The sequence below is a fragment of the Planobispora rosea genome (genome assembly GCF_014648175.1).
Lineage (GTDB): Bacteria > Actinomycetota > Actinomycetes > Streptosporangiales > Streptosporangiaceae > Planobispora > Planobispora rosea.
In genome coordinates this window covers 31966-51531 of record NZ_BMQP01000021.1, presented here as the reverse complement: position 1 = coordinate 51531, position 19566 = coordinate 31966, and the positions used below count along the sequence as shown (strand labels likewise).

The following is a 19566-nucleotide window of genomic DNA, read 5'->3' as shown; positions in this document are numbered from 1 at the left end:
TGGTGGCAGAGGACCACTTCCCGCCTCTCACCGGCCGGGGCGCGCCGATCTTTACCTTGATCGACGTTCCGGTTGGCCGGAGCCCAGTCTAGGGGGAAGACTGGCATGGAAACTCCATAACGGAAACAAAACGATTCGACGCCCGGTAACGACCGCATAAAGTGGTCACGAATCCGAAGGCGAGGACACTATGAGCTGTGACGACCTGGTCTGCGCGCGGTGCGCTCACCCCGTCGCGGAGGGCCGCTGCCCCCTGTGCCGGGCCAACCGCGACCGCATGCACCACGGCGACCTGGGCGGGATGACGCCCGCCCTCGTCTCCCTCGTGCTGATCGTGCTGTTCTTCCTCACCCTGGCCCTGAAGCACCTGATGGAGGTCTGAGACCGCTCAGGCCTCCCCGCCCGTCTCCTGGCGACGGGCCCAGCGGATCTCCGACTCGATGAACTCGTCGAGGTCGCCGTCCAGCACCGCGCCCGGATTTCCCGCCTCGGTGCCCGTCCGCAGGTCCTTGACGATCTGATAGGGGTGGAGCACGTAGTTGCGGATCTGGGTGCCCCACGAGGTCGTCGCCTCGCCCCGGATCTCACTGAGCGCCGCCGCCTCCTCCTGCCGCTTGCGCTCCAGCAGCTTGGACTGCAGGACCGCCATCGCGGTCGCCTTGTTCTGCAGCTGGGAGCGCTCGTTCTGGCAGGAGACCACGATGCCGGTGGGCAGGTGGGTCAGGCGGACCGCCGAGTCGGTGGTGTTGACGCCCTGACCGCCCGGGCCCGAGGAGCGGTAGACGTCGACCCGCAGGTCGTCCTCGTTGATCTCGATGTGGTCGGTCGTCTCCACGACCGGGACCACGTCCACGCCCGCGAAGGACGTCTGGCGGCGGCCCTGGTTGTCGAACGGGCTGATCCGGACCAGGCGGTGGGTGCCGTGCTCGCCGCGGAGGGTCCCGTAGGCGTAGGGGGCCTTGACCGTGAAGGTCGCCGACTTGATCCCGGCCTCCTCGGCGTAGGAGGTCTCGTAGACCTCCGTCGGGTAGCCCTTGCGCTCGGCCCAGCGGATGTACATCCGCAGGAGCATCTGCGCCCAGTCGGCGGCGTCCACGCCACCCGCCTGGGAGTTGATGGTGACGACGGCCTCCCGCGCGTCGTACTCGCCCGAGAGCAGGGTGCGGACCTCCAGCGCGCCGATCTCGCTCTTGAGTGCGGCCAGCTCGCGGTCGGCCTCCTCGCGGGTGTCGGGGTCGTCCTCGGCCTCGGCGAGCTCGTACAGGACGGTCAGGTCGTCCAGCCGCCGCCCGAGAGCCTCGATCTTGTTGAGCTCACCCTGCAGGTAGGAGAGCTTGCTGGTGACCTTCTGCGCCCGCTCCTGGTCGTTCCAGAGATCGGGGGCGGCGGCCTGATCCTCCAGCTCCTCGATCTGCTTGCGCATCGCGTCGAGGTCCAGCACATCCTGAATGCCGTTCAGCGTGCCGGTAAGCTCGTTGATCTCTTCTGTCGGATCGTTGAGTGCCACGTCTGTAAAGGGTACGCGACCGGGACACCCCGTTGTGTACGGCTCAGGCAGTCATCGTGGCTAGGGTGTGTCCGGTGTGGGCAACCCTGTGCCGGGCACCGCGGCGGGGATCATCGGGAGGCGAGTGTGCGGGGACATGGGCGGCGGGGCCTGCTCGCGCTCGCGCTCGCCGTGGCCGCCCTGGCGGCCGGTCCGGCGGCCTGCACCGCGGCCGGTGACGCGGCCCCCGGGCCGAGCCCCACGGCCGGCGGCGCCACCCCCTCACCTGCTCCGGCCCGCCCCCTGGTCACCATGGCCGAGGCCGGCAGGGCCCTGAAGGAGATCCTGTCCGCCGACGGAGTCCTGGGCGCGGCCGCCCCCCGGCTGCCCGCCGACCAGAACAACCTGCTCAGGCAGTCCCGTGACGGGCACCTGGCACTGGCCCAGGCGGCCTTCGAGAGTGCGGAGAACACGGGCGAGGCCCCGCCGCGCCACACCTGGGGCGAGCCGCGTCTGCTGGTCCCCCGGCTGGAGGGGGGAGCCGCCTGGTTCGCCGCGGTCGTGGACCGCCGCGACGCCTCGGGCGGGACGTACCCGGTGATTCTGACGCTGTCCAGGCAGGGCGAGGACGACTGGCAGATCAGCTCCCTGTCGCGCCTGGAGGAGGAGCTCCCGCAGATCGCCCTGGACGCCGACGGCTACGCGACCGCGCTCGGCGACGACGATCCCGCGGTGCAGATCAGCCCCCGCCTGATGGCGCCGCTCCACGCGACCACCGCCGAGGAGGGCGCGGCCGGGTTCGCCGCCGGGCTGATCGCCGACGGCCCGCACACCTCCGCCCACGCCTCGGAGATCGTGACCGAACGCCTGAAGGAGAAGAAGAAGTGCGTCGGATATGACTCGATCTTCGCCGCGGCGAACTACCCGGTGCGCGCCCTGCGCACCGCGGACGGCGGCGCCCTGATCGCGTACTCCCTGATCAGGACGACCACCCGGGTGGTCAAGGACCGCTGCGCGCCGTTCGTCAGGGTGCCGGAGGAGGCTCTGGGGCTCGCCTCGGCTCCCTACGCCCTCGCCGAGCTGCGCGTCGTGGAGACGCATCAGTACGTGAGCACGGTCCCGGCCAAGGACAGCAGCAGGACGGCCCGGATCGTCGGCTACACGGGCGGCATCACCCGGGTGATCATCACTCCCGACCTGGAGGCCCCCTCCTAGGGCGGCTCCCGGCGGTTGTCCGGAAGCCGCCCGTGCGGCCGGGCCCAGCCCCGGTCAGGACTCCTTGTGCGGCAGGCTGGTGGAGGCCACCAGCGTGCGGACCGCCCGCAGCGCCACCGAGAGCGTCGCCAGGTCGAAGTTGTCGCTCTCCCAGATCTCCGACATCGTCTGCCGTGCCCGCGCCACCGCCGCCCAGTTGGCGTCGGCCCAGTGCGCCAGCCGCTCCTCCGGGGCCAGCCCCGGCTCGCTGTGCACCAGGACGTCCCGGGTGAGCGCCGCGTGCGCGGCGTACAGGTCGTCGCGGAGCGCGGCCCGCGCCATGGAGTTCCACCGGTTGTCCCGGGGCAGCGCGATGACCCGCTCGCGCAGCGCGGACAGCTGGAGCCGGTCGGCCAGGTCGAAGTAGACCTCGGCGGCCTCGTTCACCGGGCGCCCGGTGACGGCCGCGATCTCCACCAGGTCGAAGGTGGAGTAGGCCGGGACCATCGCGGCGACCCGCTCGGCCAGATCCTGCGGCACGCCGCGGGCGATGAACATGTCACGGCGCTCCTCGAACGCCAGCAGGTCCGACCCGGTCAGCAGCTTGGGCAGGTGGGCGAGCAGGCCGTCCATGCCCGTGGAGAAGAAGCTCACCGTCGAGGCCAGATCCAGCGGCGGGCGGCGGTTGCCCAGCAGCCAGCGGGCGGCGCGCTCGCAGAGCTTGCGGGCCTCCAGCTCCATGGCGATCTGAGTCGAGGTGTCGACCTTGTTGTCGAGGCGCTCGACGGCCCGCCAGAAGCTGGGCAGGTCGAAGACCTCCCTGGCGACCAGGTAGGCGCGGGCGATGTCCGGCGAGGAGGCCCCGCTCTCCTCCCCCGTGCGGAACATGAACGTGGTGCCGCCGGAGTTGACCAGGTCGTTCACCACGCAGGTGGTGATGATCTCCCGGCGGAGCGGGTGGTCGTCCATGAAGGTGCGGAACCGCTCGCGCAGCGGCGTGGGGAAGTACGACACCAGCCACGACGCCAGATAGGGGTCGTCGGGCAGGTCGGAGGCGAGGATCTCGGCGTCCACCACCAGCTTGGTGTAGGCCAGCAGCACCGCGAACTCCGGGGCCGTCAGGCCGAGCCCGGCCTGACGGCGCTCGGCGAGCGTCTTGTCCGAGGGCAGGAACTCCAGCTCCCGGTTGATCAGCCCGGCCCGCTCCAGGCGGCGCAGGTAGCGCGCGTGGATGTGGAGCATCTCGGGAGCCTGCGCGCGGGCGGCGGCCAGGACCACGTTCTGGTCGTAGTTGTCCCGCAGCACCAGCCGCGCCACCTCGTCGGTCATCTCGAGGAAGATCTCGTTGCGCTGCTTGTGGGTGAGCTCGCCGTCGCGGACCACGCGATCCAGCAGGATCTTGATGTTCACCTCGTGGTCGGAGGTGTCCACGCCCGCGGAGTTGTCGATGAAGTCGGTGTTGATCAGCCCGCCGTTCAGCGCGAACTCGATCCGGGCGAGCTGGGTGAAGCCCAGGTTGCCGCCCTCGCCGACCACCTTGCAGCGCAGCTGCGAGGCGTCGACCCGCAGGCTGTCGTTGGCCTTGTCGCCGACGTCGGCGTGCGACTCGACCGACGCCTTGGCGTAGGTGCCGATGCCGCCGTTCCACAGCAGGTCGACCGGGGCCCTGAGGATGGCGTTGATCAGGTCGTTCGGGGCCAGCGCGGTCACCCCGTCGGCGATGCGGAGCGCGGCGCGCATCTGCGGCGAGATCGGGATCGACTTCGCGCTGCGCGGCCAGACGCCGCCGCCCTCGGAGATCAGTGACGGCGAGTAGTCCTCCCACGAGCTGCGCGGCAGCTCGAACAGGCGGGCCCGCTCGGCGTAGCTGCGCGCGGCGTCGGGGTCGGGGTCGACGAAGACGTGCCGGTGGTCGAAGGCCGCGATCAGCCGGATGTGCTGGGAGAGCAGCATGCCGTTGCCGAACACGTCGCCGGACATGTCGCCGATGCCGACCACGGTGAAGTCGGTGGTCTGGACGTCCACGCCCATCGTGCTGAAGTGGTACTTCACCGACTCCCAGGCGCCGCGGGCGGTGATGCCCATGGCCTTGTGGTCGTAGCCGACCGAGCCTCCGGAGGCGAAGGCGTCGCCCAGCCAGAAGCCGTACTCCTTGGCCACCTCGTTGGCGATGTCGGAGAACGTCGCGGTGCCCTTGTCCGCGGCGACCACGAGATAGGTGTCGTCCTCGTCGTGCCTGACCACGTCGGCGGGCGGGACCACCTGGCCGTCGACCAGGTTGTCGGTGACGTCGAGGAGGCCGGAGATGAACGTGCGGTAGCAGGCGACGCCCTCGGCCAGCACCTCCTCCCGCGAGCCCGACTTCGGCGGATTCTTCACGACGAAGCCGCCCTTGGAGCCGGTGGGGACGATGACGGTGTTCTTCACCATCTGTGCCTTCACCAGGCCGAGGATCTCCGTACGGAAGTCCTCCATCCGGTCCGACCAGCGCAGGCCGCCCCGGGCCACCTTGCCGAAGCGCAGGTGCACGCCCTCGACGCGGGGCGAGTAGACGAAGATCTCGAACTTCGGCCGGGGCAGCGGCAGCACGCTGATCGAGGGCGAGTCGAGCTTCAGCGAGATGTACGGCTTGCGCTCCCCCGCCCGGCCGGAGCCCGACGTCTGGAAGTAGTTGGTCCGCAGGGTGGCGCGGATCATCTCCAGGTAGGCGCGGAGGATCCGGTCCTCGTCCAGCGAGGCGACGTCGTCCAGCGCGCCGAGGATCTCCTCGTGCAGCGCCTCGGACAGCTCGGCGCGGACCTCGCCGGAGCGGTGCGGGTCCAGCCGCGCCTCGAACAACCGCACCAGCAGCCGCGCGAGCCGTACGTTGCCCAGCAGCACACGCTCGATGTAGTCCTGGCTGAAGGTGGTCCCGGCCTGGCGCAGGTACTTGGCGTAGACCCGCAGGATCTCGATCTGCTCCCAGGTCAGCCCGGCGGTCAGGACGAGCCCGTTGAAGCCGTCGTTCTCCACCCGGCCGCGCCACAACGCGTCGAACGCCTCCTGGAAGAGCCGCTTGAACTCGTCCCGGTCCACCTCCCCCGAGGGGGTGTAGCGCAGGCCGAAGTCGTAGATCCAGGCGTCCTTGGCCTCGGGCATGTCCGCGCGGTCGATCTGGTAGGGGCGCTCGTCGACCACCTCGACGCCCATGCGCTGCAGCAGCGGCAGCACGTGGGAGAGGGAGACCGGCGCCCCGATCCGGTAGAGCTTGAACCGGCGCTCGCCCTCCGCGGCCTCGTAGGGCTCGTAGAGGTTCATCCCGATCTCGTCGCCGGTCTTGGCGAGCGACTCCAGCCGCCGCAGGTCGGCCACGGCCATCCGGGGCGGGAAGTCGGCCTTGTAGCCCTCGGGGAACGCGGTGGCGTACCGGCGGACGAGCCGCGGGGTCTCCTCCTCCGAGCTCAGCTCGGAGATCGCGGCGGCCAGGTCGTCCTCCCAGGAGCGGGTGGTGGCCGCCAGCCGGGACTCCAGCTCCTCCACGTCCACCCCGGCGGCCGACACCGGCCGGCCCCGCTCTCCGCGCACGACCACCTGCAGCCGGGCCAGCGCCGACTCTCCGATCATCGCGCTGTAGCCGGACGTCGTGCCGCCCAGCGCCTTGAGCAGGATGTCCTGCATCCTGACGCGGATCTTGGTGGTGTAGCGGTCGCGCGGCAGGTAGATCAGGCAGGAGATGTAGCGGCCGTAGTCGTCCGGGCGCAGGAAGAGCTTGACCTGCTTGCGCTCGCGGAGCCGGAGCACCCCGAGCGCGATCGGCAGCAGCTGCTCGACCGAGGTGGGGAAGAGCTCGTCCCGGGGGAAGGTCTCCAGGATCTCGATGAGGTCCTTGCCGTCGTGGCTGTCGGGGGCGATCCCGGCCCGGTCGAGCACCTCGGCGAGCTTGCGGCGCAGGAGCGGGATACGGGTGATCGACTCGTTGTAGGCCGAGTGGGTGAACAGGCCGAGGAAGCGCCGCTCGCCGACGACCTCGCCCTCGGCGTCGAAGACCTTGACCCCCACGTAGTCCAGGTAGGCGGGGCGGTGGACCGTCGCGCGGCTGTTGGCCTTGGTGATGATCAGCAGCTGCTTCTCCCGGGCCTTCGCGCGCAGCTCGGGCGGGAGCGAGGAGAAACTGCTCGAACCCGCCTTGTCGTGGCGGAGGATGCCCAGCCCGGTCCCGGGCACCGCGTGCAGCTCGTCGCCGTCGTCTCCGCACTCCAGGCGGTACTCGCGGTAGCCGAGGAAGGTGAAGTGCCCGTCGGCCAGCCAGCGGATCAGCTCCAGCCCGTCCTCCACCGCGGCGGGGTCCAGCGGCGACGGCGGGTTGAGCGCGAGGTCCTCCGCGGTCTGCACGGCCAGCGCCCGCATCTTGGCGAAGTCCTCGACGGTGTAGCGCACGTCCGCCAGGACCCGCTTCAGGTCGGTCTCCAGCTGCCGGAGCACGGCCGGATCGGCCTGGCGGTCGATCTCGAAGTGCATCCAGGACTCGGCGAGCATCTGCCCGGTGATGTTCTCCTGGTCCCGGTCGAGCAGCCTGCCGGTCATGTCCCTGCGCACCCGCATCTGCGGGTGGATCACCAGGTGGATCCCGATGTCGTGACGGTCGAGCTCCATCCGCACCGAGTCCACCAGGAAGGGCATGTCGTCGGTGACCACCTCGACGACCGAGCCGCCGGGGTCCCAGCCGTGCTCCTCCAGGGTGGGCGTGTAGGCCCGCACCAGGGCCCTGCCCTGGGGACGGACCTCGGCGAGCTGCCGGTGCGCGGTGGCCGGGCCGTACACGTCGACTGGATCACGGTCCAGGAGGTCCTCTGGAGCGACATGCCGGTAGTAGAGCCTGAGGAAGGCGAGCACCTCCTCAACGTTCCTGTGGTCGCTGCCCGGTGTGTGCGCGCATCTCTCAGCGGCACTCCTCAGCAGCTCGTCTTTGGCCTCGTCGAGCGGCATGTCGCTCTCACTCCTTTGTGAGGGGTTTTGCGGTTTTAGCGGGACCTACGTCAGGCTGTAGTTCCCGGGGAGAAGACGGTGATGCCCGGTCTCCGGTTGCCAGACGGCCGCGTCATCGCGGCGACGCCTGCGGGGGTGGGCAAATCTTCGGCAAGCCGCCGCGGGTCTTCGTGTGACCCGTGATCCCTCGCCGTCGGCGGCGGGGACTCGGGAGGCACATGATCACGGACCGTGATCCCCCGCCGGGAGTGAACGGTGGGACAAGCATCCCACAATGCGGGTTCGCGCCCGCGAAACGGACACGTCCTCTCGCCGCCCAACCTCCGCCCTCCGGGCAGGGCCCGTGCCACAACACCTCCAGCGGCGCCCGTTCGGTCCTCGTTGACCGAGATGAGCCACCGCTCCTGATACCACCTGAAAAAGTGGAGAACGTCAATGTGACAGCCCGTCACCGTCCCCGGCGCCGAACCCCTCCGGCGGCGCATGCGCACGGCGCGCCTTTCCCCGCCCCACCCCGGGAAAAAATTGGACCGACCGGAGTCGCGCTTTAATTCCCGGCCGATCCGGTATGCCCGCGCAAAAAGCAGGGTCATCCGACACTTGAGACCACCGCGGACGCCCGCGAGTTCAGATACGCGATTAGCGATGCCTCCCTCGCTAGCATCTGAAACTCGCGGAGCCGGGTCATTCGCATTAGCCGGAGGGGCTCCGCGCATTATCGAAACGTGTGTCCAGTACGGCGGAAATTAATCGCCCAGGGTCCCTGCCGATCGATTTCGGCAGCAATGAGGGCGATCGATATGGGGGAATCTTGACCGGACTCGGATTGATCGTGGAAGCGGGGCCCGCCCCCTGGAGGGACCGATGACCACGACCATCAGGGACAGCCGCCCGTCCGGTGCCACGTCCGGCAGCATCTCCCGCGGAACAGCCCCGGGCGGACGGATCCCCCACCGGAGGACCACGCGGCGGCCGCGCACCGGCCGCCGTCCGCTCCCCCGGGTGGGCCTGCCCGCGGCCGACGCCGTCTGCGCCGTCACCGCCGTCACCGCCTCGGCTTCCGTCGCCGGGTCCATCACGGCGTCCGTCGCGGTGTCTGTCACGACGTCCGCCACGGCGTCCGTCGCGGTGCCGGTGACGCCGTCCGCCGCGACGCCGTCCCCCGCCGTGGCCGTGACCGCCGCGCTCCTGCTGATCGCGGTCAACGCCGTCCTGGGGCTGTACCGGCAGCGCCTGGTCCCCTCCGTCCTGGACGATCTGCCGTCCCTCGCGGGAGGCGGGGCCGTCGCGATGGCGCTCGCCCCGGCCCTCGCCCCTCTCCTCATCCCCGTCCCGGCCCTCGGCGCCGCGGCGCCGCCCGCGGGCGGCCTCGGTGGCTGGGCGGTCGCCGTCGCCCTCCACACCGTCCTGGCGTGCGGCGTCCGGGGCGCCTCGTACGCGGCCGTCCGGGGCCGGCGGACGGGCTCGGGCGCGCGGCCCACCCTCCTGATCGGTACCGGGTCCCACCGCCACCGCCTCGCGGCGGCCCTGCTCGACCACCCGGAGTACGGCATGGCGCCGGTCGGCGTCGTCGACGACCGGCAGAGCCCCGAACCGGGCATCGTGCCGGTGCTCGGCCGTACCGGGCGGTTCGCCGAGATCCTTCGGGCCCACCGGATCCACACGGTGATCGTCACTCCGGCCGCCGCCGACGTGGCGGCCCACCGCCTCGCCGGGGTCGCCAGGGATCTCGGCTACGAGGTTCTCCTCGCCCCCGAGCCGGGAGGTCTCCTCGCCGACTTCCTGCCGCCGCGCGACCACATCTGGGGCTTCCCCGTCCTGCGGATCCGCCCCCTCCCGCAGGCACGGCCGGCCTGGCCGCTGAAGCGGGCCCTGGACATCGTCCTGGCTCTGGCGGGCCTGGTGGTGTGCGCGCCGGTCATCGCCGTGTGCGCCCTGGCCGTGCGCTGTGAGAGCGGTCCCGGCGTGCTGTTCCGGCAGACCCGGGTGGGGTGCGGCGGCCGCCGCTTCGAGCTGCTCAAGCTGCGTACGCTCAGGCCCGGCGACCCGCACGAGTCCGAGACGCGCTGGAGCATCGCCGACGACCGGCGCGTCGGCCCGGTGGGCAGGCTGCTGCGCAGGACCTCGCTGGACGAGCTCCCCCAGCTCTGGAACATCCTGCGGGGCGACATGAGCGTCGTCGGCCCCCGGCCCGAGCGCCCGTTCTTCGTCGACCGCTTCTCCGCGTCCCTGCCGGACTACGACGAGCGCCACCGCGTCCCGGCCGGGCTCACCGGCTGGGCCCAGGTCCACGGCCTGCGCGGGGACACCTCCATCGAGGACCGGGCGCGGTTCGACAACCACTACATCGACGGCTGGACGCTCCGGTCCGACATGAAGATCGTCCTGCGTACCGTCGTGTCCGCGTTCCGTCCCAGTGGAAGCTGAGGACGTGGCGCGCCGGGGGACGGCCGCGGACACGGCGACGACCGCGGACACGGCACCGGGACCGGGCGCAGCGACGGCACCGGGCACGGCGACGGGCACGGCGACGGCCCCGGTGTGGCGCAGGCCGAGCGTCCTGGCGGCCGCGACCGTGCTCCTGGTCTGCGTGCCGCAGGAACGCGACGACCTGACCGTCGCCGCCGACGTGACACTCGCCGACGCCGCGTCGGTCGCCCTGGTCGTGGTGGCCGCCGCGACCCTCCTGCGGCCCGGCCGCCGGCTGCCGGGGCGCGTCTGGATCACGGCGCCCCCGGTGGTCGCCGTGACCGCGGCCACCGTGGCCTCGCAGGACGTCATGGCGAGCCTGCCGGGCCTGGCCCGCTACCTGCAGGTGTTCGTGCTGGTCCCGCTGGCCGTCGTCGCGGTGCTGCGGGACCGGGTGGACCTGTGGCTGGTGGGCGGGGCGGTCTGCGGGACCGCCCTGGCCCAGGGGGCGGTGGGATCCTGGCAGGCCCTCACCGGGACCGGCGCCTCGTACGCGGGCGAGAACATCCGGGCGGTCGGGACCTTCGGCGCGACCGACGTGATGGGCATGGCGACGGTCGTCGGTTACGGGCTCGTCGTCGCACTGGCGCTCGGCCTGGCCCTGCGGGGCCGCCGGCGGGCGGTCGCCCTGGGCGCGGCGGCGATGCTGGTGGCGCCGCTGGTGCTGTCGTTGAGCCGGGGCACCTGGCTGGCGGTGACGTGCGCCGCGGCGGCGATGTTGGTGACGTACGGCCTGCGGACGGCGGTGCGCGCCGGCCTGCTCGCCGCGGCCGCCTGCGTCCTGCTCGCCGGAGCCCCGGCCCTGGGGCTCACCGGGGACCGGGGACCGGAATCGGGATCGGACACGCTGGGCCACCGGCTGGCCTCGATCGGCTCGTCGGTCACCGAGCCCGACCGGTCCGTCAGCGACCGCTACGGCCTGTGGGAGACGGCCCTGGGCATCTGGCGGGACGCCCCCGTCACCGGCGCGGGGCCGCGGTCCTTCCCGGCCCTCCGCGACTCCCGCGCCCCCCTCCACCTGTCGTCGGGCAGCGACACCGCCGACCCGGTCAGCGGCTTCCAGCGGCAGCCCCTGCTGTCCCCGCACAACATGTACCTCCTGGTGCTCAGCGAGCAGGGCCTCCTCGGCGCCACGGCCTTCTGCCTCTTCCTCGGGTGCGTGACGGTCTGGTGCGTGCGACGCGCCCGCCGTACCCGCTCCCCCTGGGACCGCGCGGCGGGCCTGGCCGCGTCGGGTTTCCTCACCTGGCAGCTCGTCGACTTCGTCTACTCGGACATCGGCGGCCCGCCGACGCTGGTGACGTCCGTGATGCTGGGGACCGCCCTGTGGTGGGCCGCCGCATGACCCTGACGCGATCACCCGCGCTCCCGGCCCGTGACGCTGACCGTGACCGTGCCCGTGACCGGCACCGGCGGCCGGGCCGCGAGCGCAGCCCGTTCCGGCGCGCCGTCACCGTCACCGCGGTGCTCATCGCGCTCGGCTCCGCCCTCGGGTTCGGCCGCGACCTGCTCCTCGCCCAGATCTTCGGCGCGACCGGGAGCACGGACGCCTTCCTCGTGGCGTGGACCGTACCGGAGACCGCGGCGCCGCTGCTCATCGAGGGGGCGATGGCGTTCCTGCTGGTCCCCCTGTTCAGCCGGGCGGCGGACGCCGGCGGCATCCGGGAGGCGGTCGCGGCCACGCTCCCCCGCGTCCTGGCCGGGCTCGTCCCCGTCTCCGGAGGGACCGCGCTCGCGGCGCCGTGGCTGGTCGACGCCCTCGCCCCCGGGCTGGCCGACCCCGGGCTCGCCGTACGGTGCATGCGGATCACCGCCGCCACGGTCCTGATGTTCGGGCTGGCGGGCTACCTGAGCGCGGCGCTGCGTGCCCGGCAGGTGTTCGGCCCGCCCGCGGCGATCTACGTCGCCTACAACGCGGGCGTCATCGCCTTCGTCCTCGCCCTCCACGACCGGCTCGGGGTGGCCGCCGCGGCCCTGGGGGTGGCGTGCGGCGGCGCCCTGATGGTCGCGGTGCAGGTTCCCGGCTTCCTGCGGCACATCGGTCCGCCCCGCAGGACACCGGCCGGAGCCTCGGTCCTGCTGGCGGCGTTCGTCCCGATCGCCGCCTTCACCCTGCTGCGCCAGGGACAGGTCTTCGTCGAGCGCTTCGCCGGTTCCTCCCTCCCGGCCGGGTCCATCTCCCACCTGAACTACGCCCAGAAGATCGCACAGGTGCCGATGACGCTCTCGCTCATCATCGCCACGGTGACGTTGCCGGCGCTCGCGCGGAGCGTCACCGCCGGAGACACCGCCGCGGCCCGCCGCCGGATCACCGGTGACCTCGGGCTGGCCGGGGCGATCGTGCTGTCCGGCACGGCCTTCCTGCTCGCGTTCGCCCCCGAGATCGTCGCGCTGCTCCTGCAGCGGGGGGCGTTCGCCCCGGCGGACACGGCCGCGACCGCCGCGATCGTGCGCCTCTACTCGCTGGGCCTGCTCGGGCAGACGGTCGTCGGGGTCCTGTGCCGGGTGTTCTTCTGCGGGGAACGGCCGACCTGGTACCCGGCGGGCGCGATGGCCGCGGGACTGGCCGTCACCGCCGGCCTGGCCGCCGCCGCTCCCCACTGGGGGACCGCGGGGATCACCCTCGCCAACGTCGCCGGCATCACCCTCACCGCGGCGGCGCTGCTCCCCGGGCGGGGCGGGCCGCTGCCCCTCCCCGTCCGCCCCGTCCTGGCCGTCCTCGGCCGCCTCGCCCTCGCGGCCGCGGCCGCCACCGGGGCCGGCTGGCTCGTCCGTCCCGTCCTGGCCGGTCTGCCCGCGGTCGCCACCCTGGCGCTCGGCGCGGCCGTGGTCGGCTCCGTGTTCATCGTCGTGGCGACCGCCACCGGATCCAAGGAGATCGCAAGAATGATCGGCTACGCACCAGCGGAGGAGCGACCATGAGCAGGCACGCGGCGGTCATGCCGTACGTCCTCATGTACCACTCGGTGGAGGAGTACGAGAGCGACCCGCTTCTGATCACCGTCTCCCCCCGGCGCTTCGCCGCGCAGATGAGTTGGCTGAGGCGGTCCGGGCTGCGCGGGGTGTCGATGCGCGACCTGCTCGCCGCCGAGGCGTCCGGCCGGGCGCGCGGGATGGTCGGGCTGACCTTCGACGACGGCTATGCCGACTTCGCCACGGAGGCGGTCCCGATCCTGGTGCGGTACGGCTTCACCGCCACCGTGTTCGCGGTCGCCGGGCACCTGGGCGGGCACAACGTGTGGGACCCGGACGGCCCGCGCAAACCGCTGATGACCGCGCAGCAGCTCCGCGAGGTGGACGCCGCGGGCATGGAGGTGGCCTCGCACACGGTCAACCACACGTTCCTGGAGATGGCCGACGACGCCGGGCTGGAGCTGGAGCTCAAGGAGAGCCGGATGGTCCTGGAGGACGTCCTCGACCGCGACGTCACCGGCTTCGCCTACCCGTACGGGCTCGCCGGGGCCCGCGAGGTGGACGCGGTGCGCGCGGCCGGGTACTCCTACGCCTGCGCCATCTGGAAGTCCGAGCACAGCGGGCGGCACGCGCTGGCGCGCACCTACGTCGGGGACCGGGACGGGGCGCTCCGGATGCGCGCCAAGCGCATCCGCCACCGGTTGCGGTGGGGCCGCTCCCGATGAAGGTGCTCCACGTCATCACGGGTCTGGCCGCGGGCGGCGCCGAGCAGCAGTTGCGGGCGCTGCTGCCGCACCTGACCGCGCGGTGCGAGGTCGCCGCGCTCACCAACCCCGGCGGCGTCGCCGACGCCATCAGGGCCGAGGGCACTCCCGTCCACCACCTGGGCATGCGGGGCAACCTCGACCTGCGCGCCGTGGGCCGGCTGGCCCGGCTGATGCGGGCGGGCCGCTACGACATCGTCCACACGCACCTGTACCGCGCCTGCGTGTACGGCAGGGTGGCGGCGCGGCTCGCGCGCGTCCCCGCGATCATCGCGACCGAGCACTCGCTGGGGGACGCCGTCATCGAGGGCCGCCGCGTCACCGCGGGGATCCGCACGCTCTACCGGGCCACCGAGGCCATGGGGGACGTGACCGTCGCGGTCTCCCGCGCCGTGGCGGACCGGCTCGCCCGGTGGGGGGTGCCGCGCTCCAGGATCGAGGTGGTCCCCAACGGCGTCGACGGAACGGCCTTCCGCCACGACCCCCGCCTCGGCCTGCAGGCCCGCGCCCGGCTGGGCATCGCGCCGGACGCGTTCGTCGTGGGCGGCGTGGGACGGCTGGAACCGGGGAAACGCTTCGACGTCCTGCTGCACGCCGTACGGGGTTTCGAGGGGGCCGTCCTCCTGCTGGCCGGGGCCGGGTCGGCGCGCGGGACGCTGGAGGACCTCGCCCGCGTGCTCGGGGTGGAGCATCGGGTGGTGTTCGCCGGCGAGTCCATGGACATGCCCGCCCTGCTGTCGGCCATGGACGTGCTCGCCTCTCCGTCGCAGGACGAGACGTTCGGACTGGCGGTCGTCGAGGGGCTCGCGGCGGGGCTGCCCGTCCTGTACGCCTCCTGTCCCGCCCTGGACGAGCTGCCCGCGGACGCCGCCCCCGGGGCCCGGCGCATCCTGCCCGACCCGGACCACCTGCGCGCCGAGCTCCGCACGCTCGCCGCCACCGGGCCGGTACGGCTCCCGCCGCCCCGCGCCGTCGCGCACTACGACATCCGCCGCCACGCGGCCCAGTTGGAGGCGCTGTACGCGCGTGTCCTCGGTCCCCCCGTCCCGGTCGAGGCCGGTTCCAGCTCCGGCAAGCAGGAGGAGTACCAGTGAGCAAGCCCGTGACGGCGGTCCCGCGCACGCCCGGAAGGCCGGGGAGACCGGAAAGAGCCGGGAAGCCGGAGAGGTCGGGGAAACCGGAAAGGGCCGGGAGGCCGGGGAAGCCGGAGACGCCAGGGCGGACCGGGAGGCCGGGGAGGGGCGGGAAACCGCCGGGCAGCGGGCCGCGCGAGCTCCGGCGCTGGTGGCCGCTGGCGGTCGCCGTACTGCTCGGGACGCTGTCCGGCCTGGTCTTCTCACTGGTGAAGGAGCCCGCCTACAGCGCCGACGCCTACGTCGTGGTGGTCCCCGCCAATCCGGGAGGTACGGCGCAGGCGGTGAACTTCGCCCAGGCCTACGCCAGGATCGCCGTCCAGCCGGAGATCCTGGCCGTGACCACGGAAGAGGTGTTCCTCCCCCTGGCCGCCGCCGAACGCCTGCGGAACACGGTCCGGGCCGCGGCTTCTCCGGACGCCCCCCTCGTGTGGCTGAACGCCTCCGCTCCGGACCCGCAGCAGGCCGCGGACCAGGCCAACGCGGTGGCGGAGGCCCTGATCGCCTACGCCAACCGCCAGGCGGGCAACACCGGGGTCCGCCTGGCGGGGTTCACCAGGGCCCTGCCCCCGATCTCGCCCTCCACCCCGGCTCCGGCCCTGGCCATGGCGGTCGGCGCGGCGGCCGGCGTCCTGCTCGGCGGCCTCGGCTGCCTGGCGTCCCCGGTCCGGCTGCCCGCCGCCCGCGGCCTCCTGCGAGCCGTGCGCAGGCGCCTGAACCGGGCCGGGCCCGAGTCCCGGCCCGGATCCGGGGGCGGGCTCCCGCCCCGGCCCCGGACCGGATCGGCGACCACCGCCGACACCGTGGTCTACGAGCGGATCACCCCGTGATCGGCGTGCTCCACGTCGCGCAGCCCGTGGAGGGCGGCGTGGCGGTCTACGTCGCCGCCGTCGCCGCCGACCAGGCACGCCGCGGCTGGGACGTGGCGGTGGCCTGCCCCGGGCGCGGCCGCCTCCCCGCCGAGCTGGCCGCGCTGGGCGTCCGGTGGCTGGAGTGGGAGGCGGGGCGGTCTCCCGGTCCCGGCGTCCCCGGCGAGGCGCGGCGGCTGCGCCGGCTGCTCGACCGGTTCCGGCCGGACGCCGTCCACCTGCACTCCGCCAAGGCGGGGCTGGTGGGCCGCGCGGTGATCCGCGGCGCGGTCCCCACTCTCTTCCAGCCGCACGGCTGGTCCTGGCTGGCCGCCCGGGGGGCGACGGCGCGGGCGGCACTGGCGTGGGAACGGGCGGCCACCCGCTGGACCAGCCTGCTGGTGTGCGTGGGCGAGGGCGAGGCGGACCTCGCCCGGTCCCATGGCCTGCGGGGGGACGTCACGGTCGTCCGCAACGGGGTGGATCTCGGACGCTTCCGCCCGGCCGGCCCCGGAGTCCGTACGGCGGCCCGCGCCCTGCTCGGCGTCCCCGAGCGCGTCCCGCTGGCCGTGTGCCCCGGGCGGGTCACCCGTCAGAAGGGACAGGATCTGCTGGTCGCCGCGTGGGGACGGGTCCGCGCGGAGGTCCCGGGCGCCCGCCTGGCGATCGTCGGCGACGGGGACCTCCGGCCCGTCCTGCGCTCCTGCGCCGGGCCCGGGATCGCGTTCGCCGACGCCGTCGCCGACCTCCGGCCCTGGTACGCGGCGGCCGACGTGGTCGTCCTCCCCTCCCGCTGGGAGGGGTTGCCGCTGACCGCACTGGAGGCGCTGGCCAGCGGCCGGCCCCTGGTCGCCTCCGCCGTCCCCGGGCTGTCCGAGGTGGTCACCGGGGAGGTCGGCGCCCTCGTGCCGACCGGGGATCCCGCCGCCCTGGCCGAGGCGGTCGCCGTACGGCTCCGTCACCCCGGGCTGGCCGCCCGGGAGGGGGAGGCGGGGATCGCACGGGCGGCGGACTTCGACGTGCGGCCCGCGCTGGACAGGCTGGCGTCCCTGACCGCCGCCGTGACGCCGGCCGCCGGCGGGACGGGGGGCGGCTGCGGAGCGGGAGTCGGCTCCGGCGGCGGTACACGCGTCAGGCGCTGACGGAAGGCCCGGGACGAGTCCGGGTTCTCCGGACACTGCCAGACGCCGTGCGGGCAGTAGTCGGCGATCGAGTGGTACGCGACGTCGTGATCGGAGATCCACGCCAGCATGCTCCGCACGTACTCGGGACGGTCCCCCCTGCGGAACAGCCCCCACTCCGGGAACGAGATCGGCTTGCCGCGCGCCCCGGCGAAGGCCGCGTGGTGCCGCATGCCGTACGGCTGGGAGACGTAGTCGGAGAAGGTGTTCCCGGGCGGCTGGTCGTAGCTGTCCAGGCCGATGATGTCGACCACGTCGTCGCCGGGGTAGCACTCCGGCCAGGGGATGGCGTCCGGGCCGCGGCTCGCGGTGAAGTCGAACCGGAAGTCCTGCCCCTCCACCCCGCGCATCGTCGTGACGATCCGCCGCCAGTAGGCCTTCCACGCCTGCGGGTCGGGCGCGCAGCGGCTGGAGTAGGTCGTCCCGTTCATCTCCCAGCCCAGGACGATGATCGTGTCGGCGGCTCCGCCGTCCACCAGCCGGGTCGCCAGCGTCCGGAAGACGGGATCGAACGCGCCCTTCGCACCCGCCGCGAGGATGGCCGCCACGGCGTCGTCGGGCAGACCCCCCTCGTTCGGCGCGACCATGGGGACGTTGAGCGCCAGCATCCGCTCCGGCCTGGCCGCGCGCCAGCGCGTCCAGGGATCCAGGATGAAGCCGGGTCCTTCGAGGGCGCGCCAGTTCTCACCCGGCAGGTAGGTCCGGCCGACGGTCACCGTCCGGCCGTCGAGCCAGGACTCGAACAGGGGCAGCCGCTCGACACCGCGCCCGTCCGAGGCCAGGAACACCCCGAAGGGCGCCTCCGCCGCGGCCGCCCCGGGCCGCTCCCGGCCGGTCTGGGCGGACGGGGCGGTCTGGGCGGACGGGGCGGACGGGGCGGACGGGGCGGACGGGGCGGGCAATCCCCATATCACCGCCGAAACAGCAAAGGTGGCGAGAACTCCATAGGAACATGCCTTTCTGTATTTCATTCTCCTCATCCCGAAGCACCCGTTTTCCGACCCCGCGACCGCGGCCGCGGACACACCCTCCGCCCAACCTATACGCCCGCGCCGAAGGCGGCGGGCACGCCGGATAATCTCCTGGATAGCGACGGAAAATGTCATCGCCGACGAAGACGCCGAGATGGGCCCCATATGACGTGAACGACCCGGACGACTCACCGGCCCGGCAGCGATCCCATTAAATGAATGGCCCATATAATGAGCGGCCGATATCCACTCCGAACCATCCGACGGGTACGGCGAGTATGTTCAACAGTGTAAAAAATCCGGTGAGGGACCACTCGCCGTACGACATTCCTCCGGCGCTCCGGCTGGACACGGGCACGCCGGCGCTGGTACTCCGGCTGGACGACAACGTGCTGCACCACGGCACGCTGGCGGTCATCCGCTCACTGGGCCGCGCCGGGGTGGAGGTGCACGCGGTCCTGGAGGGGCCGCACGCCCCCGCCGCCCGCTCCCGCCACCTGGCCCGCATGCACGTGCTGCCGGGCGAGGCGGCCGCGCCGGGCGCTCCCGGAACGGCGCGGGCGCTGACGACCGCGCTGGCGGCGATCGCGGCGCGCATCGGGCGCCGCGCGCTCCTCATCCCGATGGACGACGCGGGCGCGATCTTCGTGGCGGAGCACGCCGCCGAGCTCCGCCCCTGGTTCCTGCTGCCCGGCCAGCCTCCGGCCCTCCCCCGCCGGCTGGCCGACAAGTCCGCCCTGGCCGAGCTCTGCGCGGCGCTGGGCGTCGCCCATCCCGAGACCCACGTGATCCGGACCCGCGACGACGCGGCCCGGGCCGTCGCCCGCCTGGGACTGCCGTTGATGGCCAAGTGGGCCGCTCCCTGGCTGCTGCCCCCCGGCGCGGGACTGCGCAGCACGACGCCGGTCCACACGCCCGGGGAGGCCGCCCGGCTGCTGGAGCAGGCGTCCGGCCACGGCAGCGCGCTGCTGTTCCAGCGCTTCCTGCCCGGCGCCCCCGGCTCCGACTGGTTCTTCCAGGGATACTTCGACGAGCACTCGTCATGCCTGATCGGAGGTGCGGGCAGGAAGGAGCGGGCCTACCCTCCCCGCGCCGGCCTGACGACGCTCGGCCGGTGGCTGCCGAACCCCCGCGTCGAGACGGTGGCGCGCGGGGTCGCCGCGGCCCTGGGCTACCGGGGCGTCCTCGACCTCGACTTCCGCCACGACACCACCACGGACACCTATTACCTGCTGGATTTCAATCCCCGCCTCGGGGCGCAGTTCCGGCTGTTCACCGACGGGAACGGGCTCGACTTCGTCCGCGCCCTCCACCTCGACCTCACCGGCCGGCCCGTCCCCGCCGACAGGCCCGCATACGGGCGCACATACATGGTGGAGAACTACGACGCGTTCCCCGCCTTTCACGACCGGCGCGCGAAAGAAATCACCTGCGCCGGCTGGATGCGCTCCGTACGCGCCGCCGACGAGTTCGCCTGGTTCGCCGACGACGATCTCAAACCTTTTGTGGCGATGACGAGACAGATATTGAAACGAGGCTTTACCCGCCTCGCACGCCGCCATCAGAACTCTCCGGCACAGCCGCGTTAGGCTTCGGCGATGTTTCGGAACCCCGGAGCCCACCGGCGCTCCGGCTCCCTTTT

Annotated in this window: 12 protein-coding genes and 1 pseudogene; 10 read left to right on the top strand and 3 right to left on the bottom strand. The window is 72.9% G+C overall.

Annotated features, from left to right (window positions below):
• Nucleotides 1-190 precede the first annotated feature (190 nt).
• Nucleotides 191-382, top strand: coding sequence for a hypothetical protein (locus tag IEZ08_RS21220; RefSeq protein WP_068921496.1), 192 nt, complete (start codon nucleotides 191-193; stop codon nucleotides 380-382).
• 6 nt (nucleotides 383-388) lie between these two features.
• On the opposite strand, the gene prfB is transcribed toward IEZ08_RS21220, so the two are convergent.
• Complete coding sequence (prfB, locus tag IEZ08_RS21215; RefSeq protein ID WP_068921495.1) at nucleotides 389-1507, bottom strand: peptide chain release factor 2; 1119 nt, start codon at nucleotides 1505-1507, stop codon at nucleotides 389-391.
• 126 nt (nucleotides 1508-1633) lie between these two features.
• Between prfB and IEZ08_RS21210 the strand changes: the two genes are divergently transcribed.
• On the top strand, nucleotides 1634-2701 hold the full coding sequence (locus tag IEZ08_RS21210; RefSeq protein WP_189242765.1) for a DUF8094 domain-containing protein: 1068 nt from the start codon (nucleotides 1634-1636) through the stop codon (nucleotides 2699-2701).
• Between the two features lie 54 nt (nucleotides 2702-2755).
• On the opposite strand, the gene IEZ08_RS21205 is transcribed toward IEZ08_RS21210, so the two are convergent.
• Entirely contained in the window at nucleotides 2756-7645 is a 4890-nt protein-coding gene (locus IEZ08_RS21205) for an NAD-glutamate dehydrogenase (protein ID WP_189242764.1), read from the bottom strand.
• A gap of 864 nt (nucleotides 7646-8509) precedes the next feature.
• On the opposite strand from IEZ08_RS21205, the gene IEZ08_RS21200 reads away from it, so the two are divergent.
• Genes IEZ08_RS21200 through IEZ08_RS21170 form a run of 7 tightly spaced genes read left to right on the top strand, consistent with a single transcriptional unit; the run spans nucleotide 8510 to nucleotide 16914 of the window.
• A complete protein-coding gene (locus IEZ08_RS21200; protein WP_189242763.1) occupies nucleotides 8510-10072 on the top strand; it encodes a sugar transferase in 1563 nt (520 codons plus the stop codon).
• A 4-nt stretch (nucleotides 10073-10076) separates the two neighbouring features.
• Nucleotides 10077-11459 carry an O-antigen ligase family protein gene (locus IEZ08_RS21195; protein ID WP_068921491.1) on the top strand — a complete coding sequence of 461 codons (1383 nt, stop codon included), beginning with the start codon at nucleotides 10077-10079 and terminating at the stop codon, nucleotides 11457-11459.
• Nucleotides 11456-13036: a lipid II flippase MurJ gene (locus IEZ08_RS21190; protein WP_189242762.1), complete on the top strand. Its 1581-nt coding sequence runs from the start codon at nucleotides 11456-11458 to the stop codon at nucleotides 13034-13036. The genes IEZ08_RS21195 and IEZ08_RS21190 overlap by 4 nt, the downstream gene beginning before the upstream one ends.
• Nucleotides 13033-13752 (top strand): polysaccharide deacetylase family protein, encoded by a 720-nt coding sequence (locus tag IEZ08_RS21185; RefSeq protein ID WP_068921489.1) that lies wholly within the window; start codon nucleotides 13033-13035, stop codon nucleotides 13750-13752. The genes IEZ08_RS21190 and IEZ08_RS21185 overlap by 4 nt, the downstream gene beginning before the upstream one ends.
• Nucleotides 13749-14885, top strand: a complete 1137-nt coding sequence (locus IEZ08_RS21180; protein WP_189242761.1) for a glycosyltransferase — start codon at nucleotides 13749-13751, stop codon at nucleotides 14883-14885. Before IEZ08_RS21185 ends, IEZ08_RS21180 begins: the two co-directional genes overlap by 4 nt.
• Complete coding sequence (locus tag IEZ08_RS21175) at nucleotides 14882-15754, top strand: YveK family protein (protein ID WP_189242760.1); 873 nt, start codon at nucleotides 14882-14884, stop codon at nucleotides 15752-15754. Before IEZ08_RS21180 ends, IEZ08_RS21175 begins: the two co-directional genes overlap by 4 nt.
• Nucleotides 15751-16914, top strand: coding sequence for a glycosyltransferase (locus IEZ08_RS21170; protein WP_203863440.1), 1164 nt, complete (start codon nucleotides 15751-15753; stop codon nucleotides 16912-16914). The genes IEZ08_RS21175 and IEZ08_RS21170 overlap by 4 nt, the downstream gene beginning before the upstream one ends.
• Nucleotides 16915-17150: 236 nt before the next feature.
• Here IEZ08_RS21170 and IEZ08_RS39695 read toward each other — a convergent pair.
• Nucleotides 17151-17303 (bottom strand): annotated as a pseudogene (locus IEZ08_RS39695) (hypothetical protein); the annotation flags it as partial.
• Between the two features lie 923 nt (nucleotides 17304-18226).
• Here IEZ08_RS39695 and IEZ08_RS40300 point away from each other — a divergent pair.
• On the top strand, nucleotides 18227-19513 hold the full coding sequence (locus IEZ08_RS40300; RefSeq protein ID WP_141703611.1) for a carboxylate--amine ligase: 1287 nt from the start codon (nucleotides 18227-18229) through the stop codon (nucleotides 19511-19513).
• Nucleotides 19514-19566: the final 53 nt, after the last annotated feature.